Annotated in this window: 22 protein-coding genes; 11 read left to right on the top strand and 11 right to left on the bottom strand. The window is 71.5% G+C overall.

Features of this window, described 5'->3' with window-relative positions:
* Positions 1-46: 46 nt before the first annotated feature.
* The 8 genes from LDO11_RS13480 to tkt all read left to right on the top strand — a co-directional run bounded on the left by LDO11_RS13480 (position 47) and on the right by tkt (position 10,678).
* Positions 47-1,042, top strand: a complete 996-nt coding sequence (locus tag LDO11_RS13480) for an AAA family ATPase (RefSeq protein WP_232141996.1) — start codon at positions 47-49, stop codon at positions 1,040-1,042.
* A gap of 95 nt (positions 1,043-1,137) precedes the next feature.
* Positions 1,138-2,049, top strand: coding sequence for a DUF58 domain-containing protein (locus LDO11_RS13475; protein WP_232142021.1), 912 nt, complete (start codon positions 1,138-1,140; stop codon positions 2,047-2,049).
* Entirely contained in the window at positions 2,049-2,495 is a 447-nt protein-coding gene (locus LDO11_RS13470) for a DUF4381 family protein (RefSeq protein WP_232141995.1), read from the top strand. The genes LDO11_RS13475 and LDO11_RS13470 overlap by 1 nt, the downstream gene beginning before the upstream one ends.
* Positions 2,492-3,508 (top strand): vWA domain-containing protein, encoded by a 1,017-nt coding sequence (locus tag LDO11_RS13465; RefSeq protein WP_232141994.1) that lies wholly within the window; start codon positions 2,492-2,494, stop codon positions 3,506-3,508. The genes LDO11_RS13470 and LDO11_RS13465 overlap by 4 nt, the downstream gene beginning before the upstream one ends.
* Positions 3,505-5,229 carry a VWA domain-containing protein gene (locus tag LDO11_RS13460; RefSeq protein WP_232141993.1) on the top strand — a complete coding sequence of 575 codons (1,725 nt, stop codon included), beginning with the start codon at positions 3,505-3,507 and terminating at the stop codon, positions 5,227-5,229. Before LDO11_RS13465 ends, LDO11_RS13460 begins: the two co-directional genes overlap by 4 nt.
* Entirely contained in the window at positions 5,229-6,902 is a 1,674-nt protein-coding gene (locus LDO11_RS13455) for a BatD family protein (protein ID WP_232141992.1), read from the top strand. The genes LDO11_RS13460 and LDO11_RS13455 overlap by 1 nt, the downstream gene beginning before the upstream one ends.
* Positions 6,903-7,010: 108 nt before the next feature.
* Positions 7,011-8,312, top strand: a complete 1,302-nt coding sequence (locus tag LDO11_RS13450; RefSeq protein WP_232141991.1) for a dicarboxylate/amino acid:cation symporter — start codon at positions 7,011-7,013, stop codon at positions 8,310-8,312.
* Positions 8,313-8,674: 362 nt separating this feature from the next.
* Positions 8,675-10,678, top strand: a complete 2,004-nt coding sequence (tkt, locus tag LDO11_RS13445) for a transketolase (RefSeq protein WP_232141990.1) — start codon at positions 8,675-8,677, stop codon at positions 10,676-10,678.
* Between the two features lie 151 nt (positions 10,679-10,829).
* On the opposite strand, the gene LDO11_RS13440 is transcribed toward tkt, so the two are convergent.
* The 11 genes from LDO11_RS13440 to LDO11_RS13390 form a co-directional block, all read right to left on the bottom strand.
* Positions 10,830-11,501, bottom strand: a complete 672-nt coding sequence (locus tag LDO11_RS13440; protein WP_232141989.1) for a M23 family metallopeptidase — start codon at positions 11,499-11,501, stop codon at positions 10,830-10,832.
* Between the two features lie 6 nt (positions 11,502-11,507).
* A complete protein-coding gene (locus tag LDO11_RS13435; RefSeq protein ID WP_435574652.1) occupies positions 11,508-12,500 on the bottom strand; it encodes a L,D-transpeptidase family protein in 993 nt (330 codons plus the stop codon).
* 53 nt (positions 12,501-12,553) lie between these two features.
* Complete coding sequence (locus LDO11_RS13430; protein ID WP_232141987.1) at positions 12,554-12,829, bottom strand: PQ-loop domain-containing transporter; 276 nt, start codon at positions 12,827-12,829, stop codon at positions 12,554-12,556.
* Complete coding sequence (locus LDO11_RS13425; protein ID WP_232141986.1) at positions 12,826-13,818, bottom strand: cation efflux transmembrane domain-containing protein; 993 nt, start codon at positions 13,816-13,818, stop codon at positions 12,826-12,828. Before LDO11_RS13425 ends, LDO11_RS13430 begins: the two co-directional genes overlap by 4 nt.
* Positions 13,815-14,291 (bottom strand): transglycosylase SLT domain-containing protein, encoded by a 477-nt coding sequence (locus tag LDO11_RS13420; RefSeq protein ID WP_129135224.1) that lies wholly within the window; start codon positions 14,289-14,291, stop codon positions 13,815-13,817. Before LDO11_RS13420 ends, LDO11_RS13425 begins: the two co-directional genes overlap by 4 nt.
* A gap of 55 nt (positions 14,292-14,346) precedes the next feature.
* Entirely contained in the window at positions 14,347-14,955 is a 609-nt protein-coding gene (locus LDO11_RS13415; protein WP_232141985.1) for an ATP-binding cassette domain-containing protein, read from the bottom strand.
* Positions 14,956-14,959: 4 nt separating this feature from the next.
* Positions 14,960-15,643 (bottom strand): molybdate ABC transporter permease subunit, encoded by a 684-nt coding sequence (gene modB, locus LDO11_RS13410; protein ID WP_232141984.1) that lies wholly within the window; start codon positions 15,641-15,643, stop codon positions 14,960-14,962.
* A gap of 7 nt (positions 15,644-15,650) precedes the next feature.
* Positions 15,651-16,439 (bottom strand): molybdate ABC transporter substrate-binding protein, encoded by a 789-nt coding sequence (modA, locus tag LDO11_RS13405; protein ID WP_232141983.1) that lies wholly within the window; start codon positions 16,437-16,439, stop codon positions 15,651-15,653.
* On the bottom strand, positions 16,436-16,990 hold the full coding sequence (locus LDO11_RS13400) for a hypothetical protein (protein ID WP_232141982.1): 555 nt from the start codon (positions 16,988-16,990) through the stop codon (positions 16,436-16,438). The genes modA and LDO11_RS13400 overlap by 4 nt, the downstream gene beginning before the upstream one ends.
* An 83-nt stretch (positions 16,991-17,073) precedes the next feature.
* Positions 17,074-17,895, bottom strand: a complete 822-nt coding sequence (locus LDO11_RS13395) for a S1/P1 nuclease (protein ID WP_232141981.1) — start codon at positions 17,893-17,895, stop codon at positions 17,074-17,076.
* A gap of 49 nt (positions 17,896-17,944) precedes the next feature.
* Positions 17,945-18,565, bottom strand: a complete 621-nt coding sequence (locus LDO11_RS13390) for an OmpW/AlkL family protein (RefSeq protein WP_129135230.1) — start codon at positions 18,563-18,565, stop codon at positions 17,945-17,947.
* 178 nt (positions 18,566-18,743) lie between these two features.
* Here LDO11_RS13390 and gap point away from each other — a divergent pair, with 178 nt between their 5' ends.
* The 3 genes from gap (at position 18,744) to LDO11_RS13375 (ending at position 23,899) form a co-directional block, all read left to right on the top strand.
* Positions 18,744-19,748 carry a type I glyceraldehyde-3-phosphate dehydrogenase gene (gene gap, locus LDO11_RS13385; protein ID WP_232141980.1) on the top strand — a complete coding sequence of 335 codons (1,005 nt, stop codon included), beginning with the start codon at positions 18,744-18,746 and terminating at the stop codon, positions 19,746-19,748.
* A gap of 111 nt (positions 19,749-19,859) precedes the next feature.
* Complete coding sequence (locus tag LDO11_RS13380; RefSeq protein ID WP_232141979.1) at positions 19,860-22,550, top strand: DUF2339 domain-containing protein; 2,691 nt, start codon at positions 19,860-19,862, stop codon at positions 22,548-22,550.
* The gene (locus tag LDO11_RS13375) at positions 22,547-23,899 is read left to right on the top strand and encodes a DUF3999 family protein (protein WP_232141978.1); all 1,353 of its coding nucleotides are present in this window, start codon (positions 22,547-22,549) and stop codon (positions 23,897-23,899) included. The genes LDO11_RS13380 and LDO11_RS13375 overlap by 4 nt, the downstream gene beginning before the upstream one ends.
* The last annotated feature ends 187 nt before the right edge of the window (positions 23,900-24,086 follow it).

The raw sequence follows: 24,086 nt of genomic DNA, 5'->3' as shown, positions 1-24,086 counted from the left end.
CCTGGGGCACACTGGGCGCCCGCCGCATGCGCTGCCGACACGCCCCATGGATTCACAGGCTGTTTCCGACATCCCCCGACTCCACGATGCCTTCCGCGCGCTGCGTGACGACCTGTCGGCGGAGATCGTCGGCCAGTCGGCGCTGATCGAACGGCTGCTGATCGCACTGCTGGCCGATGGCCATCTGCTGGTCGAAGGCGCGCCGGGTCTGGCCAAGACCAGCGCCATCCGGGCACTGGCCGCGCGTCTGGAGGCCGACTTCGCCCGCGTGCAGTTCACTCCCGACCTGCTGCCTGCCGATCTCACCGGTACCGAGGTCTGGCGCGCGCAGGACGGCCGCTTCGAGTTCCAGCCCGGGCCGATCTTCCACCCCCTGCTGCTGGCCGACGAGATCAACCGCGCGCCTGCCAAGGTGCAGTCCGCATTGCTGGAGGCAATGGGCGAACGCCAGGTCACCGTCGGGCGCGAGACCTATCCGCTGCCGGCGCTATTCCTGGTGATGGCCACGCAGAATCCGATCGAGCAGGAGGGCACCTTCGCCCTGCCCGAGGCGCAGCTGGACCGCTTCCTGATGTATGTGCGCATCGGCTATCCCGATGTCGACAGCGAAACCGAGATCCTGCGGCTGGCCCGGGAGCGTGCACGGCAGACCCTGCGCGAGCCCGCCGCCGCGCCCGCGCGGATGCCGATCGGCGATGTGTTCGATGCACGCGCGGCGGTGCTCGACCTGCATCTGGCGCCGCAGCTGGAACGCTATCTGGTCGAGCTGGTGCTGGCTTCACGTGACGCGAGCCGCTACGACAGCACGCTCGCGCGCCGCATCGCCTGGGGGGCGAGCCCGCGCGGCTCGATCGCACTGGAGCGCTGTGCCCGCGCGCGCGCCTGGCTTGCCGGCCGCGACTATGTCACCCCGGAGGATGTGCGCGCGGTCGCGCCGGACGTGCTGCGCCACCGGGTGCTGCCCAGTTACGAGGCGACGGCCGAAGGCTGGGACGGCGATCGCCTGGTCGCCGAGCTGATCGAGCGGGTGCCGCTGCCGTGATCGCCCCGTTGTCGCGCAACGCGCGGGTCGACGCGGACCGGGTGTGGCACTGGTCCGGCCTGTTGACGTAAGTCGTGACGGAAGACCTGTCCCCGATGGAGCGGCCTGCGCGCGAGACCGACGCGGATGGCGTCGTGCCGACGCTTGCGGAACTCGTCGCGCTGCGCGCCGCCGCGCAGGGACGCCGGCCGCGCCGCGTCCGCCATGTGTCCGCGGGGCAGTCGCCTTCACCATTGCGGGGGCGCGGAATGGAATACGCGGAATCGCGCGAGTACACCGCCGGCGACGATGCCCGGCATATCGACTGGCGGCTGACCGCGCGTACCGGCCGTGCCCACACCAAGCTGTTCCAGGCCGAACGCGAACGGCTGTCGCTGGTGGTGGCCGATACCGCGCCGGCGCTGTACTTCGGCACCCGCACGCGATTCAAGTCGGTGCAGGCGGCGCGTGCGGGCGCGGTCGCGGCATGGCGCGCGGTCGGCGAGGGTGATCGGGTCGCCGCATTGCGCGGCAGCCTGCGCGAGCCGCCGGTGCCCCCGGCCGGTGGGGCACGTGGCGCGCTGCGCGTGCTGGATGCGCTGGTGCGCTGGTATGCGCGGCTACCCGACGAGGATGCCGGACTGACGGTTGCACTCGACCATGCAGCACGGGTGTTGCGTCCCGGCGCGCGCCTGCTGGTACTGGCCGATGCCGGCAGCCTGCAGGACATCCCGCGTTCGCGCTGGACCGGCCTGGCGCTGCACGCCGATGTCACCGTGGTGCTGCTGACCGATCCGCTGGAAACCACGCCGCCGCATGACCGCCTTGCGTTCGAGACCCGGGGGCGGCGGATCGAGCTCGACCTGGCCGCCGTCGCGCAGCGGCAGCGCTGGCATGCGCGGTTCGTGGCGCCACTCGAGGCGATGCTTGCCGAGCTGCCCGGCCGCGGCGTGCGGGTGCGCACGCTCGCCAGCGACATGGCCAGCGATGCATGGCTGCAACCGCAGCCCACAGGAGCGGACAGCTGATGGCCACCGGGCTGGTCCTGCGCGACATCCACCAGCCACCCGCCCCGGGCTGGTGGCCACTGGCGCCGGGCTGGTGGCTGCTGGCGGCCGTGCTGCTCGCGCTCGCGGTCGCGGTGCTGTGGTGGCGCCGGCGCGCGCGTATGCGCCGCCGGCAGGTGCAGGCCCTGTTCGATGACACGGTCGCCGCAGCGCCGACCGCCGCCGCGCAGGTGGCGGCGATCTCCGAACTGCTGCGCCGGGCCGCCCGCCAGCGGGAACCGCACGCCGCCGCGCTGGCCGAAGCCGAATGGATCGGCTTCCTGCAACAGGCGACGACGGAGCTGGGGCCGGAATCGCTCGGGCTGTTGCGCGATGGTGGCTACCGTCGCGAGGTCAACGCCGATGCGGTGGCACGGCTGCGCGGCGAGGCACGCGCGGTATTCATGGCCTGGAGCCTGCGGCGGTGAGCTGGCTGCAGGATCTCGCCTGGCCCTGGCTGCTGCTGGCGCTGCCACTGCCTTGGTTGCTGCGGAGGCTGTTGCCCCCGGTCGCCACCGGCGCTGCGTTGCGGGTGCCGTGGGCGGACCGGCTCGATACGGGCGGCGGCGCGGCGGCGATGCGCCGTGGCGGGCGTGGCGGCCTGCGGTTGTGGCTTGCCGCCGTGGCCTGGGCCTGCCTGTGCGTGGCCGCGGCGCGTCCGCAGGCGCTCGGTGAAGCGGTGCAGCCACCGCAGGCCGGGCGCGACCTGATGCTGGCGGTGGACCTGTCCGGCAGCATGGCCGAGGAGGACATGCTGCTCGGCAACCGGGTGGTCGACCGGCTCACCGCGGCCAAGGCGGTGATCGCCGACTTCCTCGACCGCCGCGGTGGCGACCGCGTCGGCCTGCTGGTGTTCGGGCGTCGCGCCTATGCGGTGGCCCCGCTCACCCTGGACCGCGACAGCGTGCGCGAGCAGTTGATGACCAGCGTGGTCGGTCTTGCCGGCAGAGAGACCGCCATCGGTGATGCGATCGGTCTCGCCGTCAAGCGCCTGCGCGGCCAGCCGGAAGGGCAACGGGTGCTGATCCTGCTGACCGACGGCGTCAACACCGCCGGCCTGCTGGAGCCGCTCAAAGCCGCCGAGCTGGCCCGCGATGCCGGGGTGCGCGTGCATACGATCGCCTTCGGTGGCGCTGGCGGCGCGATGCAGTCGCCGTTCGGGTTCCGCCTGCCCGGTCCGGTCGAGGAGATCGACGAGGACACCCTGCAGCGCATCGCCGACATGACCGGTGGGCGCATGTTCCGGGGCCGCGACACCGGGGAACTCGCCGGCATCTACGCCGAGATCGATCGCCTCGAGCCGGTGGAGCGCCCGGCGGAGGCGGTGCGGCCGCGCATCGAGCGCTACCACGTGCCACTGGCGTGGGCACTGGGCCTGGCGTTGCTGGCGTGGATGCCGTGGCCGCGTCGCCGGCGTGGCCCGATGGAGGCAGCCGGATGAGCCTGGTGTTCCTGCGCCCCGAGTGGCTGTGGGGCCTGCTCGGTCTGCCGCTGCTGGTGCTCTGGTGGCGGCGCCGACGCCAGCGCGACGACGCATGGCGCAATGTCGTGGATCCACACCTGCTGCCACACCTGCTGGGTGCGCGATCACGCCGCGGCGGCTCCGGGCTCGTGGCGCTGCTGATCGGCTGGACGCTCGCGGTGGCGGCACTCGCGGGCCCGAGCTGGCGCAGCGGCGACCAGCCACTGGTGCAGCCGGCGGTGCCGCTGGTCATTGCCCTCGATCTGTCCGGCGCCGCGCTTGCCAATGATCTGCCGCCCAGCCGGCTGGCGCAGGCGCGGTCGAAGATCGCCACCCTGTTGCGCGAGCGCGCCGGCGGCGAGGTCGGGCTGGTGGTGTGGGCGGACGACGCGTTCACCGTCGCCCCGCTCACCAGCGATGCCGCGAACGTGGCGCTGTATCTCGACGCGCTGGCGCCGGGCGTGATGCCGGTCGACGGCCACCGCCCCGATCGTGCGATCCGGCACGCCGCGCGCCTGCTGGAACAGGCCGGCTTCCGCCAGGGCGACATCCTGTTGCTGACCGGCGAAGGCTCCGGGCCCGCCGAACGCGCGGCTGCCGCGGTGGCAGCCGACGGTTACCGCCTGTCGGTGCTCGGCCTCGGCACGGCTGCCGGCAGTGCCTACCGCAAGGCGGATGGAGGCTTCGGGCGCGCGCGGCTGGATGCTCCGGCAGTGCGCGCGATCGCCGGCGCCGGCGGTGGCGCCTACGCGGCATTGCAGGCCGACAGCGGCGACCTGCGCGCGCTCGGCGTGCTCGAGCCGCGCAGTGCGTCGGGCGATGTCCGGGATGCCACCACGATGCTGCGCCTGGACGACGGCTACTGGCTGCTGCTTCCGCTGATGCTGCTGGCGGCGTTCGCCTTCCGGCGCAACGCGCTGGCACTGGTGCTGGCGGTCGCGTGTCTGCCGGCATGGATGTCCGCTCCCGCGCATGCGCAGGCCCCGGCGCAGGATCCGCCTGTGCTGGACGGGAGTCTCTGGCGGCGTGCGGACCAGGTCGCGCATGCACGCATGCAGGCCGGTGCCGATGCCTATCGCGCCGGCGACTACGCAGCCGCCATCGCCGCCTGGCGCGGGCTGCCCGGCGCGGATGCCGCCTACAACCTCGGCAATGCGCTGGCCCGTGCCGGCCGCTACGAACAGGCGGTGGCCGCCTACGACGAGGCCCTGCGGCGCGAGCCGGGCATGGACGACGCCCGTGCCAACCGCGAGGCGGTGCTGCAGGCGATGCAGCAGCAGCCGCCACCGTCCGGCCCGCAGCCGGATCCGGACGGCGAATCGGGGGAGCAGGGTAAGCCGCAGCCGGGCAACGAATCGCCGCCGGACCGCCAGGACGAGGGCCAGGCTGGCGACGACCCCGGCGACGCACCCGCGTCCGATGCGCCGCCGGCCGAGGCCCCCGCGGCACCCGATGCACAGGCGCAGGAAGCTGCCGACGAAGCGCAGCGCCGGCGGATGGAGGAGGCGCTGCGCCAGGCCGACAACGCCAACGGGCAGGACGATCCGGCAGAGCCTGCGATCTCCGAAACCCGCGAGGAGCGCGAGCAGCGCGAGGCCAATGAAGCCTGGTTGCGCCGGGTGCCCGACGACCCGGGTGGGCTGCTGCGCGAGAAGTTCCGCCTCGAACACCTGCGACGCCAGCAAGGCGGAGGACCCTGATGACGATCCATCCAATGCGTGCAGGCTTCCTGCCACTGCTCTGCCTGCTCGCCCTGCTCGCGGGCTGGCCGGCGACAGCCGCGCAGGCCCAGGCACGTGCCTGGCTGGATCGCGACCGCATCGCGCTCGACGAGACCGCGACCCTCAACGTGGAGACCACCCAGGCTGGCGCGGGTGCGCCGGACTGGTCGGCCTTGGAGGCCGATTTCCGGCTCAGCGGGCACACCAGCAGCCGCCAGGTGGAGATCGTCAACGGGCGCAGCCAGGCGCGGGTGCTGTTCGCGGTGGCGCTGTCGCCGCGGCGCACCGGCACGCTCACGGTTCCACCGCTGCAGGTCGGCAATGCAAGCACGGATGCGCTCGCACTGACCGTGACCGCGGCCGATGCCACGCCGGCGCGCGCAGGCGACCCCGCCTTCATCGAATCCGAGCTCGATGCCGACCGTGCGTACGTGCAGCAGGCGATCGGTTACGTCCTGCGGCTGTACTACGCAACGCCGCTGATTTCCGGCGAGCTCGAGCAGCCGTCACCGGAAGGCGCCGCGTTGCAGCGCATCGGCAATGACGTGCAGTACAACCGCGACATCGGCGGCCGGCGCTACACGGTGGTCGAACGCCGTTTCCTGCTGGTGCCCGAGCGCAGCGGCACGCTTGCCATCCCCGGCGCGCGTTTCACCGGCCGCGGCACCGGCAACTTCTTCGATGACCTGTTCCGCGACGGTTCGCGGCTGCTGCGTGCCGATGGCGCGCCACGTTTCCTCGAGGTGCGCCCGGTGCCCGACGGCGCGCCGCAGCCGTGGCTGCCGTTGCGCGGGCTGCAACTCAAATACCTGTCCACGCCGCAGCAGGCACGTGCCGGCGAGGCGGTGGAGATCGTGGTCGAGGCGCGCGCCGATGGTGCCAGCGGCAGCCAGCTGCCGGCGCTGGAACTTGCCGTCGATGGCGGCGCGCAGGTGTTCCCGGAGCCGCCAGAGGTGGAGGAAAGCTTCGACCAGGGCCGCCCGGTGGTACGGGTGACGCGACAGTTCGCGATCGTGCCGGCAGGCCCCGGCACGCTCACTGTGCGCGGGCCGCGGCAATCGTGGTGGGACGTGGCCGCCGATGAGCCGCGGATCGCCGAGCTGCCCGACCTCGGCATCGATGTGGTCGCCGGGCCGGGTGGCAGCGGGCCGGTCGCCGCCGACAACGGAGTACGGCCCGCAGCGCCCGGCATCCGCCTGCCGGGCGTGCAGGATCCGATCGGCGCCTGGCCGCTGGCGACGGTGGTGTTCGCGTTGCTGTGGCTGGTGACACTGGGCTGGGCCCTGCAACGCCGCGGCCGCGTCGTGGACGCACCCGAAAGCGACGCCACGTCAACGCGCGACAGCACCGATCCACGGCTGGCCCAGCGCGCCCTGCGCGATGCGCTGCAGACCGGCGACCTGCACGCCATCGCCGACGCGCTGTGTGCGCTGGCACAGCCCCCGGCGGACGGTCTCGATGCGCTCGCCGCGCGCCTGGCTGATCCCGCGCAACGCGACGCGATAGACCGGTTGCAGCGTGCGCGCTGGGCGGGCGGCGATGCGGTCTCGGCGCGTGCGGCGGTACGCGACGCGTTCCGCGACGGACCGCGCTGGCATGAACCGGTGGGCGGTGGGCCTCCGGCCGTGCTGCCGCCGTTGTATCCACGCTGACGCGCCCCGCGTGCCGCGGTCAGGGACGCCCGCATACGCTTTGTTAAGCTTGCCGGCCTTCTCGATGAGCCTTGCCGCATGACGCCAGCCACTCCGGATGTCCGCCGTATGCCGTTGCACACCCGGATGCTGATCGGCTTCATCGTAGGCGCAAGCCTGGGCCTCGCCGCCAACGTGCTGGTCGGAGAGGCCGCATGGCTGGCTGGCGTGATCACCTACGTCACCGATCCGATCGGCCAGCTGTTTCTGCGCCTGCTGTTCATGCTGGTCGTACCGCTGGTGTTCTCGGCGCTGATCCTGGGCGTGGTGGAGATCGGCGATCCGCGCTCGCTCGGGCGCCTTGGTGCGAAGACGCTGGCATGGGTGTTTGGCAGCACCTCGATCGCGGTCGTGATCGGCATGGTGGTAACGCACCTGCTGCAGCCGGGCGCGGGCATCCCCGACGAGCTGCGTGACCAGGTGATGGCCGACGTCAGTGCATCCGGCACGGCGATACCGAGTGGCGGCATGCCCATCGGGTTCGTCGAGATGCTGCTCAACATGGTGCCCCGCAACCCGATCGCCGCAGCCGCCAGTACCGACCTGATCGGCGTGATGTTCTTCTCGCTGGTGTTCGGCGTGGCCGCAGCCGTGCTCAACACCACGGGCACGCGCAGTTTCGTGGGCGCAGTGCAGGGCGTCTACGACATCAGCCTGAAGCTGATCGACTGGGTGATCCGTCTGGCGCCCTACGCCGTGGCCGCACTGCTGTTCACGCTGACCGCGCGCATGGGCCTGGGGCTGATGGTGCAGCTGGGCTGGTTCGTGTTGACCGCGGTGCTGGCGATGGCGCTGCACTTCTTCGGCACCTATTCGGTGGCGATCGCGGCCATCGCCCGGCGCTCGCCGCTGGAGGTGTTCCGCAAGTCGCAGCCGGCGCTGCTGACCGCGTTCTCGACCTCGTCGAGCGCGGCCACGTTGCCGACATCGTTGAAGGTGGCCGAGGAGAACCTCGGCGTGCCACGGCGGGTGGCGCGATTCGTGTGCACCCTGGGTTCGACCGTGAACATGAACGGCACCGCGCTCTACGAGGGCGTGACCGTGCTGTTCCTGGCGCAGCTGTTCGGGGTGGAACTCACCCTGGTGCAGCAGGTCATGATCCTGGTGATGTGCATCATGGGTGGCATCGGCGCCGCCAGCGTGCCGGGCGGGTCGCTGCCGGTGATCGCGACGATCCTGGTGATGTTCGGGATCCCGCCGGAAGGCATCGGCATCATCCTCGGCGTCGACCGTTTCCTCGACATGTGCCGCACCACCGTCAATATCGGCGGCGACATGGTCGGCTCGGTGGTGGTTGCGCGCAGCGAGCCCGATGACGTGGACCCCGACTCCGCCCTGAGTCCTGACGCGTTGGCGCTCGAGAACGGCTGAGGGTCGATCGAGTCGGCTGCGGTAACGTCAGACCCTCTGGCTGCCTGGGGTTCGGCGCGGACTTGGACGAAGCGCATCGAGCTCATGCCGCACAGGTGAATATGTCCGTGTTCGTCCGGAGCGGTACGCAGGGGCGCCTGCCGGGTATTCCGCCGGGTCGGCGCCCGATCCCGCCCTGGTCGCCGGAACACCCGGCAGGCGCCTGAGCGCAGCACCACGAGCCGAGGGGGAAAGCACTCTTGCGAGTCCGGATGACTGCGGCGTCCGGCGTGTCGCGATTGAACAGACGCTCACGGGCCACGGAGGCACGTCGTGGGCCGCCGTGGGACAATAGCGGGCTCCCGCCGCCGCCCGCCGATGACATGACCCAGCCGACCCGTCGCGATCTCGCCAACGCCATCCGTTTCCTTGCCGCCGACGCCGTCGAGGCCGCCAAGTCCGGCCATCCGGGCATGCCGATGGGCATGGCGGACATCGCCGAGGTGCTGTGGAACGACTACCTCAGCCACAACCCGAACAACCCGAAGTGGTTCAACCGCGACCGCTTCGTGCTCTCCAACGGCCACGGCTCGATGCTGCAGTACGCGTTGCTGCACCTGTCCGGTTACGACCTGCCGATCGAGGAGCTGAAGAACTTCCGCCAGCTCGGCCACCGCACGCCGGGCCACCCGGAAAACTTCGTCACCCCGGGTGTCGAGACCACCACCGGCCCGCTCGGCCAGGGTTTCGCCAACGCGGTCGGCTTCGCGCTGGCCGAAAAGCTGCTGGCGCAGCGCTTCAACCGCCCCGAGTTCGCGATCGTCGACCACCGCACCTGGGTCTTCCTGGGCGACGGCTGCCTGATGGAAGGCATCTCGCACGAGGCCGCTTCCCTGGCCGGCACGCTGAAGCTGGGCAAGCTGGTGGCGTTCTGGGATGACAACGGCATCTCCATCGACGGCGAGGTCCAGGGCTGGTTCACCGACGACACCCCGATGCGTTTCGAGGCCTACGGCTGGCGCGTGATCCGCGACGTCGACGGCCATGATGCCGACGCCATCAAGGCCGCGATCGAGGACGCGCTGTCGCAGGACGAGCGCCCGACGCTGCTGTGCTGCCGCACCACGATCGGCTTCGGCTCGCCGGCCAAGGCGGGCAAGGAGTCCTCCCACGGTGCGCCGCTCGGTGGCGACGAACTCACCGCCACCCGCAAGGCGCTGGGCTGGGAGCACGGCCCGTTCGAGCTGCCGGCGGCGATCCAGGACGGCTGGCGCGCGGGCAATGCCGGCCTGGTGCGCGAGGAACAGTGGAACCGCCTGTTCGACGCCTACGCGCAGAAGTACCCCGACATCGCCGACGAGTTGACCCGCCGTTCGCATGGCGAACTGCCGGAAGGCTTCGGCGCGGCCGCGGATGCGTATATCCGCAAGCTGCAGGCCGAAGGCCCGGTAGTGGCATCGCGCAAGGCCTCGCAGATGGCGATCGAAGCGTTCGCGCCGCACCTGCCGGAACTGGTCGGCGGTTCCGCGGATCTCGCAAGTTCCAACCTGACGATGTGGAGCGGCAGCAGGGACGTCGGCAGCGACGACCCCTCCGCCAACTACATCTATTACGGCGTGCGCGAGTTCGCGATGACCGCGATCTCGAACGGCCTGGCGCTGCATGGCGGCTTCATCCCGTACGACGCCACCTTCCTGGTGTTCTCCGACTACGCCCGCAACGCGGTGCGGATGAGCGCGCTGATGGAAGCGCACGCCATCCATGTCTACACCCATGACTCGATCGGCCTCGGCGAGGACGGCCCGACCCACCAGCCGGTCGAGCACCTGGCCAGCCTGCGGCTGATCCCCAACAACGACGTGTGGCGCCCGTGCGACGCGGTGGAGTCGGCGGTGGCGTGGCGCGCGGCGATCGAACGCCGCGACGGCCCGTCCTGTCTGGTCTTCAGCCGCCAGAACCTGCCGCACCAGGCACGCGACGAGACGCAGCTTGCCAACATCGCACGTGGCGGCTACGTGCTCGCGGAGGCCGGTAATGGCGCGCCGGAGATCATCCTGATCGCCACCGGCTCGGAAGTCGGCCTGGCGGTGGAAGCGCGCACGATGCTGGAAGCCGAGGGCATCGCCACGCGCGTGGTGTCGATGCCGTCGACCGATGTGTTCGACCGCCAGGATGCGGAGTACCGCGAAGCGGTGCTGCCGATGGCGCTGCGTCGCCGCGTCGCGGTGGAAGCGGGCGTGACCGATGCATGGCGCAAGTACGTCGGCCTCGACGGCGCTGTCATCGGCCTCGATCGCTTCGGTGCGTCGGCACCGGCGGGGGTGCTGTTCAAGCACTTCGGTTTCACCGCGCAGGCGGTGGCCGACGCGGCGCGCGCGTTGCGCTGAGCAATACCCTCCCTCTCCCGCGTGCGGGAGGGGGAGCCCGGCAGGGCGGGTGAGGGCGTTCTCCGGGGCGCAGCAGCTCCTGGTCGCTGTCGCGCACCAGCGGATCCTGCAACAGCAGGGGCCGCATCCGTCGTGCATGGGGCCCAGCCCCTCAACGCGGCACTGTGCCCTCGCGCAGGTGCGGGTACGGGTTGATCGCCTCGCCTTCCCACCAGCGCCGTTCCGGCCCGAGCCGGAAGATCGCGAAATGCAGGTGCGGGGCGTCGTCGCTGGCATTGCCGGTGCTGCCGACCGTTCCCAGCACGTCGCCGCGGCGCAACTGCTGGCCTTCGGCGAGCCCCGGTGCGTAGGCCTGCAGGTGGGCGTAGTAGTAGGCGAACTGTCCGGACGGATCGAACTGGTACACGGTGAGCCCGCCGCGCTCGCTGTCGAACAGCTTCTCGACGTGGCCTTCGGTTACTGCCAGCACCGGCGTCCCGGCGGGGGCCATGATGTCGATCGCGTCATGCGGGCGGCCCTCGCTGCGCGCATCGGTGAAGGTATCGGCCAACTGCCCGCGGTCGATGCCCTGCACCGGCACCAGCAGGGCATCGCCGGGCACCGGCTGCAAGCCCGCTGCGGGTGCGGTACCGGGCCCGGGTGCGGCCGGCTGCCTGCCGGGGTCGGGCGGATAGGGCGCGGGTTCCGGCATGGCTCGCGGCGGGACAGGCGCCGTCGTGTCCATCGTGGCTGCCGCCGGGGTCACCCGGATCGGCCGTGACCACCACGCCCAGGCGGCGAGCGCCACCGCCAGCAGCATGGCGAGAAGAGCGGTGATCCGCATGACGGCCTACTTCCGCATTTCCACCGGGGTGCCGGCCTCGACCGCGTCCACCAGCGCCAGAACGTCCCAGTTGGTCAGGCGCACGCAGCCGTTGGAGGCGGTTTTGCCGACGCGCGCCGGCTCCGGGGTGCCGTGGATGCCGTAGTGCGGCTTCGACAGGTCGATCCACACCGGGCCGACGGGGTTGTTCGGGCCCGCGGCGACGGTCGCCTTGCTGTGCTCCGGGTCGGCGGCCCAGAACAGCTCCGGGTTGTAGTGGAAGGTCGGGTCCATGGCCACGGTCTCGACCGTCCATTCGCCGATCGGCAGAGGATCCTTCTCGCTGCCGGAAGTAACCGGGAACTGCGCCATCACCCGGTCGTTGCCGTCGAGCACCACCAGCGTGGCGTCGGATTCGCTCACCACGATGCGCGCGGCCTTTGCCAGCGGCGGCAGGTCACGCACGTTGGGCACGCGCAGGGTCGCGCCCACGCGCGGATCGACATCGGGATTGAGCGACTGCAGCAGTTCCGGGCTGGAGTGGAAGCGCTCGCCAAGAGCCTCCCAGGCCGATGCATAACCGAGGCGGTCGAGTTTCGACTTCTCCATCATGTCGTCGGGCACCTCGACGTACGGCGCCGCGAGGTCCTCGGCGGTCAGTGTGTGGTCGATCAGCGCCGGCGACGCATCGGCCGCCAGCGCGTCCCAGGTGGCGTCGTCGAGTTCACCGCTGACCTCGAGACCGCGCGCGGCCTGGAAACCGCGCAGTGCGCGTGCCTGGTTGGAACCGGCGACGCCATCGATCTCGCCCGGGGAGAATCGTGCCCGCGCCAGCAGCACCTGTGCATGCAACGGCCGGCTCACCTCTTCCTGCGCAGCAGCCGGTTGCGTGTCTGCTCGCGCCGATCCGGCAGCGGCGGGCGCCGGGGTCGGCGGGTCCGTGGCGAGCGCGGGAAGCGAGCAGGCGAGCGAGAGGAGCAATACGGGCAACAGGCGCATAAGCGGGTTCCATCGGGACATTGGCGCAACCATGGCGGCGCCGGCGCCAGCCACGCGTGAAGACAACGCCCCTGTTATTGCGTGGCGTTCTGTCGCCGACGCTTGATCACCGTCAGCACCTGGCCGACCACGGCGGTGCCGAGGATCAGGACGTTGGTCACCACGAACACCGGGTTGGAGACCAGTGCGCTGTAGATGATGAAGAGCACCGAGGCGGCGATCTGGCCGACGAACAGCCACACCGAGACCGACTCGACGCTGTCGGCGATCCACTGCTTGCGGATCTGCCGGATGAGGGTGGCCATCAGCACGGCGGTCGCGGCCCAGCCGATCCAGTCCGCGCCGCTCATGCCGTCGTGTCCATGTGTTGCCCGTCCTCGTCGATGGTCACGTCCACGGTATCGATCCGCCAGTGGGTGTCGCGTACACGCCGCTCGGCCTCCAGTCGCTGGGTGGACGTCAGCCCGCCGGAGCCGGTGCGCACCCACACCACGCCGCTCAGGCGCAGGCCCTCCTCGTGCAGGCGCACGCGCACGCCGCGGACCCAGGCAAGCCCGGCAACCGCATCGTGCACCCGGTCAACGAGGTCGTCGGTATCGTTGCGGTCGACCTGCTGCGGGCGCGCGTCGTGGTGGTCGCGGATCGCGTTGCGCAGGTTGCGCACGCCGTCGCGCAGCACTTCGACCGCGATGAAGATCGCCGCCGCCGCATCCGTCCACCACAGCCCGAATCCGATCCCCGCCACGCCGACGATGCCGGCCAGCGCGGTCATCCAGTCGGCCTTGTTCATGTCGGCGTCGGTGTGCAGCGGCTTGAGCTGCAGCTCGTGCGCGAGCTCCAGCTTCATCCGCCCCAGGACCACCGGCGGGATCGCCGACAGCGCCAGCACGCCCATCATCAGCCAGCCTTTCCAGATGATGGTGCCGGCGATCTCGACATTGCCGATCACCGGGTGCGCACGCGTGGCCAGCGTATGCACGCCATCGAACACCAGCAGCAGGCCGACGGCGGTCAGCGCCACCGCCGAAGCCAGGAACGCGACATCGAACGCGCGCTCGCGCCCGTTGAGGTATTCGGTGTCCGCCGCACGGCGCCGGAAGCGCGCCGCGACCAGGAAGCCGATCGGCGGCAACAGGCTCAGCAGGTCCTCGGCCAGCGCGGTCTTCATCGCCTGCGAGCCGCCCATCGCCAGCACCATCAGCACGCTGGTGGCGCCCAGCAACACGATCGACCACCAGCTCAGCCGCGCGGCCTGCGCAAGCAGCCGTTGCTGGGCATCGGGCAGTGGATGCGCATCGCGCGGGCGCGACGGGCCCGCAGGCGGGTCGGTGCGGGTCATCGCGATGCTCCGTTCGCCAGTGCGGGCGCATCGGCATGCAGCTGGCGGTCCAACACCAGCTGCCAGGCATTCTCGCCGGGCGGCAGCGCGAAGCGACGTTCGACGAGACCGTCGGCGGTGGCGATCTTCACCGGCAACGACCACGAGGCATCCTTCCACGGCGAATCGCGGCGGTGGCCGCCAGCGACCAGGTGCAGGCGGAAATCGAGCAGTTCAAGCATCAGCGCGTCATGGCCGTCGACCACCCACTCCACCTCCATGCCGCGGCCGTGGGCGAAGCGGCGGATCCAGTCGACCTCGATGCCCGCAGGCTCGCGGCCCGAGAGGTCGACGAATGGCGGGTCGTGGCTCAGGCCCACCCGCAACCCATGCTCATGGGCGCGCGCCAGGCTGTCTTCGGGATCGCGGGGATAGTCGCTGCAGGCACACAGCACGAGGAAGACGCACAGGCAGGCGAACCGGGTCATCGACATGGCCGGCGTTATCCGCTGGCCGGTGTGCACGGCTGGCGAAGGCCCGGGGCGTGCGCTACCCGAGGTGATGCACCGCGCCGGCCAGGCGGCGCACATCGTCGAGCGTGTGGCTGACGTAGAGCATCGGCAGGCCGGTCTCGTCGCGCACCCGCTGCAGCCACGGGATCAGTTCCGCGCGGCGGTCCTGGTCGAGCGCCGACAACGGCTCGTCGAACAGCAGCAGCGCCGGCTGCGACAGCAGTGCGCGGCCGATCGCGACCCGCTGTGCTTCGCCGCCCGACAGGTTGGCGGTGCGGCGCCCGAGCAGCGCGCCGATGCCCAGCAGTTCCACCACCGCATCGAACCCGAAGCGTTCCCCGGCGCGGCGCGCGTAACGCAGGTTGGCGCGCACGTCGAGATGTGGAAACAGTCGCGCCTCCTGGAACACATAGCCGACCCGGCGGCGATGCGTCGGCAGGTCCACGCCCGCTGCGTGGTCAAAGAGCACGCGGCCGTCGATCTCGATGCGTCCGGAGCGCGGCCGCAGCAGCCCGGCGATGGCATTGAGAACGGACGTCTTGCCGGCGCCTGACGGCCCGGTCAGCGCGACGACGCGCGAGATCTCGCCGATACGCACATGCCGGCGGAATCCGCCGCGGACGAGTTCGATGTCGATACGCAGCATGCGCTCAGTCCGCCGGGTTGCCGCGCTGGCGGCGCACCAGCCAGTCCGACAGCAGCAGCGCGCCGAACGAAAGCGCCAGCGATACTGCCGCCAGGCGCCAGATCGCCGCTTCGCCACCCGGCACCTGCATCAGCCCGTACACCGCGGACGCGATGGTGAGCGTTTCGCCCGGGATCGCCGAGACGAAGGTGATGGTGGCCCCGAACTCGCCCAGTGCCTTGGCGAAACCGAGCACCGCGCCGGCGACCACGCCGGGCCAGGCCAGCGGCAGCGTGATGGTGCGGAACACCCGCCACGGCGATGCACCGAGCGTGGCCGCGGCCTGTTCCAGCCGCCGGTCCACCTGTTCGATCGACAACCGGATCGCCCGCACCATCAGCGGGAAGCCCATGATCGCGCTGGCAAGCGCGGCACCGGTCCAGCGGAACGCGAACTCGATGCCGGCGGCGCCCAGCACACGTCCGATCGTGCCCTGGCTGCCGAGCGCCACCAGCAGCAGGTAGCCGACCACCACCGGCGGCAGCACCAGCGGCAGATGGATCAGCGCGTCCAGCACCGCCTTGCCCGGGAAGCGCCGCCGCGCCAGCAGCCAGCCGGCGGCCACCGCCAGCGGCAGGCTGGCCACGGCGGCCATCAGTGCCACGCGCAGGCTCAGCGCGACGATCTCCCATTCCGCAGGCGTCAGCATCCGGGGCTCATGGCGCGGTGAATCCGCGGGCGCGGAAGATCGCCTGTGCCGGTGGCGTCCGCAGCCAGTCGACGAACGCCGCGGCCTGCGGATGGTCGCTGTGTTCGACGCGTGCAACCGGGTAGACGATGGGTGGATGGCTGCCGGCGGGGAAGGTCGCCACCACCCGCACCGCAGGCTCGGCCAGCGCATCGCTGGCGTACACCACGCCCAGCGATGCCTCGCCACGCGCCACCAGCAGCAGCGCCGCGCGCACGTTGTCGGTCTCGGCCACGTGCGCGGCGATGTCGTCCCACGATCGCAGCGACTGCAGCGCGGCTTTCGCATAGCGGCCGGCGGGCACGCTGTCGGTCGCCGCCAGCGCGAGCCGGCCGCCCCGCAGTCGCGCGAGGAGGTCAGTGCCGGGCGAGAGGGCGACGGCAGAGCCATCGCCACCGGCGGGCGCGACCAGCACCAGCGTGTTGCCCGCCAGCACCTGGCGGGTACCTGCATCGATGCGTCCGCGCTGCTGCAGCCAGTCCATCCATGCGAGGTCCGCCGACACGAACACATCCGCCGGTGCGCCGTGATCGATCTCCCGCGCAAGCGCCGGGCTCGCCGCGTACGACACCTGCACGGCCTGTCCGCCGTGTGCATGGAAGTCCGCGGCGGCGGTATCCATCGCCTCCTTGAGGCTGGCGGCCGCGAACACGATCAGCGGCCGGCTGCTGTCACCGTCGCGCTGGCGCGGGCTGCAGCCGGTGAACAGGGCGAGTGCGGCGAGCACGATGACCAGGCGCCGGGTGGACCGGCTCATGGCGCGACCACGACGGTGAGCGTGTGCAGCCCCGGCAACGTGCGCGCATCGTCAAGCCGGCCGTCGACCAGCAGCAACGGTTTGCCGCCCGGAACGTCGGCGCCTCCGGCGCAGGCGTGGACCACGTCGACCGTCCGCCCGCCGGCTGCGGGGTCGAGCTCCGCCAGCGCGAACAGAACGCGGCGCCCGTCGCGCGCCTGCGCCAGCACATAGCGCGCCAGGTGCGGGCCGTGCGGCGCGTCCGCGGGTGCGGCGCCAGTGGCGCGCAGCAGGTCGGACAACGCCGCGCCCTCGCAGCGCCGGCTCCGTCCGGTGATCGACAGGATGATCGGGCTGCGTGCAAGGCGTGACAGGGTGCCTGCATCCAGCGGCACCGCAACCGGCGACGGCACCGCGGGCGGGTGCGGCACGGAGGCGCGCAGGCGTGGGTCGTGGGTCGGGCCGGCGGGCGTCGAAGTGCGCGCGTCCACGGCGGCGATCGACGGATGTCCGGCGCAGCCTGCCAGCAACGGGATCAGCAGCAACGGACGGAGGCGGGCGGTGCAGGGCATCGGACGCTCGACGTGCGGATGCGCCGCAGTCTACGCGCTCACCCCAGCGGTACAGGCCTCCGCGCGCTGCGCGCCGGCGCCGGTCAGTCGTCGTCGCGCAGCGCCAGCGCGTGGTTCAGCAGCGCGGCCAGGCGGCTGCCGGCCAGTGCGATCTGCTGTTCGGCCACCGGCCGCCAGGTGGCGATATAGCGGCCGTCGATCTTCGGCCGCGGCGGGTAGACACCATCGGCGGTGGCAATGCGGCAGGCGCCTTCCGCCCAGCCGGCCGGGTCGCCGGCGTCCGCTGCCACCACGCCCTTGCCGGTGAGCCGCGCGCGCTGCGCCGCTTCGCTTTCCTGCATGTCGCGGAACAGGCCGCTGTCCCACAGCGAATGCAGGTTGCTGCCGCGGCCGTCGCGGGTGCCGTCGGGCTGGTTGATCTGGGTGTTGTTGCCGCCGCGGTCGTGCGCGTAGCCCGCGTGCATCGGCTGGTGCACGTCGCCGACGAAGTGGACCACGAACTTCAGCGCCTGGCGGCGCGCATCGACGGGCTGTCGGGTGTCGGCGAGGATCGCCGCCTGCGCGCGGATCGCCTCGACCACGCAACCGCCGGAGCGGCAGTGGCGGTCGGCGTCGTAGTTGCAGTCCTGCTCGGCGATGTTGACGTAATGCCAGCTCGCGGAGCGGCGGCCGAGGTCGGGATCGTTGGCGCGCAGTTCGTCGGCCCAGGTGGCCACCCCGCCAAGCGTGGGTTCGGCCTCGCCCCGCAGCAGCGCGTCCACCTGTGCGCGGACCTGCGGCTGCAGCTGTGCTTCGGCGATATCGGCCACCAGCCGATGGCCGCGCGGGCCCCAGGCGTAGGCGGGGGCGGAGGCCAGCACGAGGCCGGCGGCGAAGGTGGCGATGGCGAGAGCAGTCCGGGTCATGCCGGCAATTCTACCGGCATGACCCGCTGCACCCCTTGATCGGATCGGCTCAGAACCGGTGCACGTAGGCGGCGCCGTAGACCCAGGGGTCGATATTGGCGGTGCCGAGCCCGGCGCCATCCAGGCGCACGCTGCTGTCGATGTCGATCCAGCGCGCATCGATGCGGATCGCACCGCCGTTGCCGAGGCGGAAGTCCACGCCGGCATGCGCGGCCAGGCCCCAGGAATCGCCAAGCTCGAGGTCGGCGCCGGCCAGCGCGCCGCGGGTGTCCTCGCTGAAGAAGGTGGTGTAGTTCACGCCCAGGCCCAGCAACGGCGACACCGCGCCGCCATGGTTGAAGTGGTACTGCAGGCTCACCGTGGGCGGCAGGTGCTTCGTGGTGGCCACGGTGCCGAGGCCGTCGATGGCGATGTCGTGCTGGAACGGCAGTGCGGCCAGGACCTCGATGCCGAGGCCGTCGCGCACGAAATACTCGAGCGCGATGGTCGGGCGCACGTTCGAATCCACCGACACCGGCAGGGTGCCGGCGGCGAGGGTGCCGTTGTCGGACTTCGGGTCGACGTTGTGCGCGCCGATGGCGACGGTCCAGTCGCCGGCGGTCTGGGCGGCGGCCGGCAGCGCGACGGTGGCGAGTGCGAGGGCAAGCAGGGAAAAGCGCGTGAATCGCATGTGGGGGTCCGTTTCTTGTGGTGGTCAGGTACGGGCCCAGTGTCGGCATCCCGGGCACGGCACGCCTTGATCGCGATCAAGGCGGCAGCACGGACCGCCCGGCGCCCGGCTGGTAGAATGGCCGGCCACGCTTTCCACCCATCCAGGCCGCAGCGTGCGGCGTGAGGAGTCTTCGGTAATGGCGATCAAGGTTGGCATCAACGGCTTCGGCCGCATCGGCCGCAACGTGCTGCGCTCGGCAGTGGAGAACTTCGACGGCGACATCGAGATCGTCGCGATCAACGACCTGCTGGAGCCGGACTACCTGGCCTACATGCTGCAGTACGACTCCGTGCACGGCCGCTTCAAGGGCGAACTGTCGGTCGATGGCAACACCCTGATCGTCAACGGGAAAAAGATCCGCCTCACCCAGGAGCGCGACCCCGCCAACCTGAAGTGGGACGAGGTCGGCGCCGACGTCGTGATCGAATCCACCGGCCTGTTCCTGACCAAGGAGACCTGCCAGAAGCACCTCGATGCGGGCGCGAAGAAGGTCATCCAGTCGGCCCCGTCCAAGGACGACACGCCGATGTTCGTCTACGGCGTCAACCACGACCGCTATGCCGGCGAGGCGATCATCTCCAACGCCTCGTGCACCACCAACTGCCTGGCGCCGCTGGCCAAGGTCGTGCACGACAAGTGGGGCATCAAGCGTGGCCTGATGACCACCGTGCACGCCGCCACCGCGACCCAGAAGACCGTCGATGGCCCCAGCAGCAAGGACTGGCGCGGCGGCCGCGGCATCCTCGAGAACATCATTCCCTCGTCCACCGGCGCGGCCAAGGCCGTGGGCGTGGTGATCCCCGAACTCAACAGGAAGCTCACCGGCATGTCGTTCCGCGTGCCGACCTCGGACGTGTCGGTGGTCGACCTCACCGTCGAGCTCGAGAACCCGGCCAGCTACGACGAGATCAAGGCCGAGATGAAGGCGCAGAGCGAAGGCGCGTTGAAGGGCATCCTCGGCTACACCGAGGACAAGGTGGTGGCTACCGACTTCCGCGGCGAGACCTGCACCTCGGTGTTCGACGCCGACGCCGGCATCGCGCTCGACCCGACCTTCGTCAAGCTGGTGGCCTGGTACGACAACGAGTGGGGCTATTCGAACAAGTGCCTGGAAATGGTGCGCGTGGTCGCGGCGAAGTAATCGCCGGCCCAAGCGTTGCCCGGAGCCCCGCCACTGGCGGGGCTTCTTGTTTGCGCGGACGGTTGGGTAAGGTGTGCGCTGCGCCGGCCGGCGCGAACGGATGCGCGAACGATGGAATTGCTGGTGCTGCTGGGTCTGGCGTTGCTGGCGGTGCCGGTGCTGCTGGTGGTGGCGCTCGTGAAGCTCTCGGGCCTGCGCCAGCGGGTGGTCGAGCTGGAGATCGCGGTCGACGCGTTGCGACGCGGCCCGGTGGCAACGTCGGCGCGCGCGGACTCCGCGTCGGCGGATGCGATGTCCCGCGTGGTCAGCCCGCCGCTGCGCGATGACGGCGCGCCGCGGCCCGCGTCCGTCGGGCCTGGCGTCGAAGCAGCGCCGGCGTCGGCATCGCAGCCGTATGCAGCGGTGGAACGCGGAACCGCCGGGCCGGTGCATCCCGCGCCCGCCGGTGAACTGCCGCCGCCGCGGACTCCGCCACCGCCCGCGCCCGCACCGCCAGGCATGGTCGAGCGTGCCGCGGCGGCCGTGCGGCGCTGGTTCACCACCGGCAATGTGCCGGTCAAGGTCGGCATGCTGGTGCTGCTTGCAGGCGTGGGCGCGCTCCTGAAGTACGCCAGCGACCAGGGCTGGCTGGCGGTGCCGGTAAGCCTGCGGCTGGCGGGCGTCGCCGCGGCGGCCGTGGCCGGGCTGGTGTTCGGCTGGCGGCGTCGCGCGAGCCATCGCAGCTTCGCGCTCAGCGTGCAGGGCGGGATGATCGGCATCCTGCTGCTGGTGGTGTTCGCGGCGTACCGGCAGTTCGATCTGTTGCCGCCGTCGCTGGCCTTTGCCGCGAGCGTGGTGCTGGTCGCGGCCACCGGTGTGCTTGCTGTGGCGCAGAACGCACGCGCACTGGCGGTGTTCGCCATCCTCGCCGGCTTCCTGGCACCGATCTGGCTGTCGACCGGCGGCGGCAACCACGTGGCGCTGTTCGCGTACTACGCGGTGCTCAATGCCGCGATCCTGGCAATCGCCCGGTTCCGTGCCTGGCGCGAACTCAACCTGCTCGGCTTCGCCTTCACCTTCGGCATCGCCACGCTGTGGGGCGTGCTGTCGTACGCACCTGCGCACTACGCCTCGGCGCAATCGTTCCTCGCGCTGTTCTTCGCGTTCTACCTGCTGATCCCGCTGCTGTACGCACGCCGTCGCGCACCCGCGCGGCGCGACATCGTCGATGGCGCACTGGTGTTCGGCACGCCGCTGGTGGCGTTTTCGCTGCAGGCGGGACTGTTGCACGACCGCACGATGGCGCTGGCCCTGTGCGCGCTCGGTCTCGGCGCGCTGTACGCGATGCTTGCACGCGCGCTGCTGCAGCGGCCGGGACATGCGGTGCTGGTGCAGTCCTACGCGCTGCTGGCGGTCGGCTTCGCCACCCTGGCGGTTCCGCTGGCGCTGTCCGCGCAGGCCACCGCCTGCGTGTTCGCGCTGGAAGGCGCGGTCTTGGTGTGGCTGGGGTTACGCCAGCAGCGGCGCTGGCCGCAGGTGTCCGGTGTGGGCCTGCAGCTCGCCGCGGCGGTGGCGTACATGCTGGCGGGACCGTTGCCGTTCGGCGCGGTGGTCATGCCCTTCGCCCACGGCCGGTTCGCCGGCGGGATGCTGATCGCGGTGGCGGGACTGGCCACCGCGTGGTCCTTCCGGCAAGCCGGGTCGAGGTCGCTGGCCGGCATTGCCTACGGCTGGGGGGTGGCGTGGTGGCTGGGCATCTGGGCCGCGGAGCTGCTGCGGGTGGCACCTGCGGCAATGGAGCCGGACCTGCTGCTGGTACTGGCCATCGGCAGCGGCTGGCTTGCGGCCGAACTCCATCGTCGCCGGCCGGAGCGCATGCTCGCCGCCACGTTCTTCACCGCGTTGCTGGCGGCGGTGCCGCTTGCGCTGTGGCAGTCGTCGGTGCATGCGCAGCCGTTCGCCGGCCATGGGGCATGGGCGTGGGCGGTGTTCGTGATCTGCGGGTTGCGTGGGCTGGCCTGCCTGCGCAGCGGCGATGCGTCGATCGCACGGGCGGCGCAGTTCGCATGGTGGCTGTTGTGGCCACTGCTGCTGTCGCTGCTGGGCAGCTGGCTGGCCGGGCGTTTCGGGCTGGGGGCGGGCTGGTGGTCGCTGGCGGTGGTGGCGCCATGGCTGCTGGTCACTGCGCTGGCGCTGTGGCGGTGGACATGGCTCGCCCGTCCGCTGGGCGATGCGTTCGCGCCTGCGCGCGGGGCGTTGCTGTGCACCTTCCAGGTCCTGCTGCTGCTGTGGTGGCTGCCGGCGCTGCGCAGTGCCGGCGATGCCTCGCCGCTGCCGTGGCTGGCGGTGCTCAATCCGCTGGACCTCGCCCAGTTCGCGATGCTGGCGCTGCTTGCGCGCTGGCTGTGGTCGGAAGATGCACCTGATGCATGGACGCGCCATCGCCTGCCGTTGCTGGCCGCGGCGGGCTTCCTGCTGCTGACCGCGATCACCCTGCGCGGCGCCCATCACTGGGGCGGGGTGGCGTGGGATGCGGGGCTGCCGTCGAGTGGCCTCGCACAGGCCGCGCTCACCGTGGTCTGGAGCGTGCTCGGCGTGCTGGGCTGGGTGCTGGGCTCGCGGCGTGGCCATCGGGCGCTGTGGCTGGCCGGTGCACTGCTGATGGCGGTGGTGCTGGCCAAGCTGGTGCTGGTCGACCGCGGGCACCTGGGCAACCTGTGGGGTATCGCCTCGTTCATCGCCTACGGGCTGCTGTGCACGGTGGTCGGCTTCTTCGCGCCGGCGCCGCCGCGCGCCGTCCACGCCACGGAGCAACCCGCATGATCCGCTGCATCACCCGCTGTGCCGCCGCCTTCGCGGTGCTGGTCCCCCTGGCCACCGCCGGCGCGCAGCCGCTGGATGCCGATTACGGTTGGCAGTGGCCACTGTCGCTGTCGAGCGGCGATGCCGGCGCCTACCGCGTGGAGCTGACGCCCGGTATCTATGCCGCCGCGTGGTCGCCAACGCTCGCCGATGTGGTGGTGGTCAACGGCGACGGCCATGCGGTGCCGGCGACACTGGTGCCGGCGGCCGTCGACGATCGCCCGCTGCTGCACGAACTGCCGTGGTTCCCGCTGCCTGCAGACCGCGCGCAGCGCGACATCGCCGCGATCAGCGAGATCGCCAGCGACGGCCGCCTGCGGCGCGTCCAACTGCGCGTCACGCCGGATGCCGCCACCGCGTGGCTGCTCGATGCCAGCCAGTCCGACGGCCCGCTGCACGCGCTGCGGCTGTCGTGGGCGGACGACCAGGTCCCGTTCGAACAGGTCTTCCGCGTGGATGCATCGGATGACCTGCGCCAGTGGACCGCCGTGCAGCCCGAGGGACGGGTGTTCGACCTGCGCCGCGATGATGCCCGCCTGGTGCAGGGACGGATCGCCTTCGTCGCGCCCATGCGGTCACGCTATCTGCGGCTGGTCCCGCTGCGCGCAACCATGCCCGCGCTGCAGCTCACCGGCGTGCAGGCGGAGACGCGCCCGCCGCTGGCGGCGGCGTCCTGGCAGTGGCGCCGGCTGGAACCCGTGCAGGTGCGGCGCGATGGCCGCGACGGCTACGAGTACCGCCTCGACGGCCGCTACCCGGTGACCCGCGCGGACCTCGCCACGGCGGGACACGCGGGCAGCCGCTGGACCCTGTCGGTACGCGATCACGACGATGCACCGTGGCGCGTGGCGGCCGCGGACTGGGTCGCGTTCCGGCTCGGCGGGGATCCGGCCACGCGCTCGTCGCCCCGCGAGCTGCCGACGGTGATGCGCGACCGCATCTGGCGGCTGGAGCCGCAGGCCCCGGTGGCCGCGCCGCCCGCGCTGCTGCTGGGCTACCGCCCGGAGGCGCTGGTGTTCGTGGCGGAAGGCTCCGCGCCGTTCGCCGTGTATGCGGGCAGCGCACGCGCGGCGCGCGCCGCGGCCCCGGTCGGGCAGGTGCTGGAGGTCCTGCGCAGGCGCCACGGCGCGGGATGGCAGCCGGCGACGGCGGTGCCTGGCGCGCGCGTCGACCTGGCCGGCGAGGCTGCGCTCCGGCCCGTGCGCGACTGGACCACCTGGGTGCTGTGGGCGGTGCTGCTGGCGGGCGTGGCGGTGGTCGCCGGCTTCGCGGTCAGCCTGTTGCGTCGCCGGCCGGCCCCTTCGCAATAGCGCAGCCGCCGGCAAGGCGGGCGCCGGGCATCGCCGTGCCGGCAATGCGGACGGGCGCGACCACCTTCACGCGAGGCCGGCGGGGCGATCCCGCTCCGGTTTGCCCCCCTGTGCGCACAGGCCGACAATAGCGCGCTGCCGACGCCGGTCCGGCCCGTCCACGGTCGCCACGTCGGCGCTTCCTTCC

This window comes from Alterluteimonas muca (assembly GCF_021191595.1).
GTDB lineage: Bacteria > Pseudomonadota > Gammaproteobacteria > Xanthomonadales > Xanthomonadaceae > Luteimonas > Luteimonas muca.
Note: the sequence above shows the minus strand (reverse complement) of the source record. Positions and strands in the feature narration are given on the sequence as shown.

Excerpts from the sequence above, each read along its gene's own strand:
- LDO11_RS13480 (WP_232141996.1), top strand. The coding sequence starts at position 47 with ATGGATTCACAGGCTGTTTCCGACATCCCCCGACTCCACGATGCCTTC.
- LDO11_RS13475 (WP_232142021.1), top strand. The coding sequence starts at position 1,138 with ATGGAGCGGCCTGCGCGCGAGACCGACGCGGATGGCGTCGTGCCGACG.
- LDO11_RS13470 (WP_232141995.1), top strand. The coding sequence starts at position 2,049 with ATGGCCACCGGGCTGGTCCTGCGCGACATCCACCAGCCACCCGCCCCG.
- LDO11_RS13460 (WP_232141993.1), top strand. The coding sequence starts at position 3,505 with ATGAGCCTGGTGTTCCTGCGCCCCGAGTGGCTGTGGGGCCTGCTCGGT.
- LDO11_RS13455 (WP_232141992.1), top strand. The coding sequence starts at position 5,229 with ATGACGATCCATCCAATGCGTGCAGGCTTCCTGCCACTGCTCTGCCTG.
- LDO11_RS13450 (WP_232141991.1), top strand. The coding sequence starts at position 7,011 with ATGCCGTTGCACACCCGGATGCTGATCGGCTTCATCGTAGGCGCAAGC.
- tkt (WP_232141990.1), top strand. The coding sequence starts at position 8,675 with ATGACCCAGCCGACCCGTCGCGATCTCGCCAACGCCATCCGTTTCCTT.
- LDO11_RS13440 (WP_232141989.1), bottom strand. The coding sequence starts at position 11,501 with ATGCGGATCACCGCTCTTCTCGCCATGCTGCTGGCGGTGGCGCTCGCC.
- LDO11_RS13435 (WP_435574652.1), bottom strand. The coding sequence starts at position 12,500 with ATGTCCCGATGGAACCCGCTTATGCGCCTGTTGCCCGTATTGCTCCTC.
- LDO11_RS13430 (WP_232141987.1), bottom strand. The coding sequence starts at position 12,829 with ATGAGCGGCGCGGACTGGATCGGCTGGGCCGCGACCGCCGTGCTGATG.
- LDO11_RS13425 (WP_232141986.1), bottom strand. The coding sequence starts at position 13,818 with ATGACCCGCACCGACCCGCCTGCGGGCCCGTCGCGCCCGCGCGATGCG.
- LDO11_RS13420 (WP_129135224.1), bottom strand. The coding sequence starts at position 14,291 with ATGTCGATGACCCGGTTCGCCTGCCTGTGCGTCTTCCTCGTGCTGTGT.
- LDO11_RS13415 (WP_232141985.1), bottom strand. The coding sequence starts at position 14,955 with ATGCTGCGTATCGACATCGAACTCGTCCGCGGCGGATTCCGCCGGCAT.
- modB (WP_232141984.1), bottom strand. The coding sequence starts at position 15,643 with ATGCTGACGCCTGCGGAATGGGAGATCGTCGCGCTGAGCCTGCGCGTG.
- modA (WP_232141983.1), bottom strand. The coding sequence starts at position 16,439 with ATGAGCCGGTCCACCCGGCGCCTGGTCATCGTGCTCGCCGCACTCGCC.
- LDO11_RS13400 (WP_232141982.1), bottom strand. The coding sequence starts at position 16,990 with ATGCCCTGCACCGCCCGCCTCCGTCCGTTGCTGCTGATCCCGTTGCTG.
- LDO11_RS13395 (WP_232141981.1), bottom strand. The coding sequence starts at position 17,895 with ATGACCCGGACTGCTCTCGCCATCGCCACCTTCGCCGCCGGCCTCGTG.
- LDO11_RS13390 (WP_129135230.1), bottom strand. The coding sequence starts at position 18,565 with ATGCGATTCACGCGCTTTTCCCTGCTTGCCCTCGCACTCGCCACCGTC.
- gap (WP_232141980.1), top strand. The coding sequence starts at position 18,744 with ATGGCGATCAAGGTTGGCATCAACGGCTTCGGCCGCATCGGCCGCAAC.
- LDO11_RS13380 (WP_232141979.1), top strand. The coding sequence starts at position 19,860 with ATGGAATTGCTGGTGCTGCTGGGTCTGGCGTTGCTGGCGGTGCCGGTG.
- LDO11_RS13375 (WP_232141978.1), top strand. The coding sequence starts at position 22,547 with ATGATCCGCTGCATCACCCGCTGTGCCGCCGCCTTCGCGGTGCTGGTC.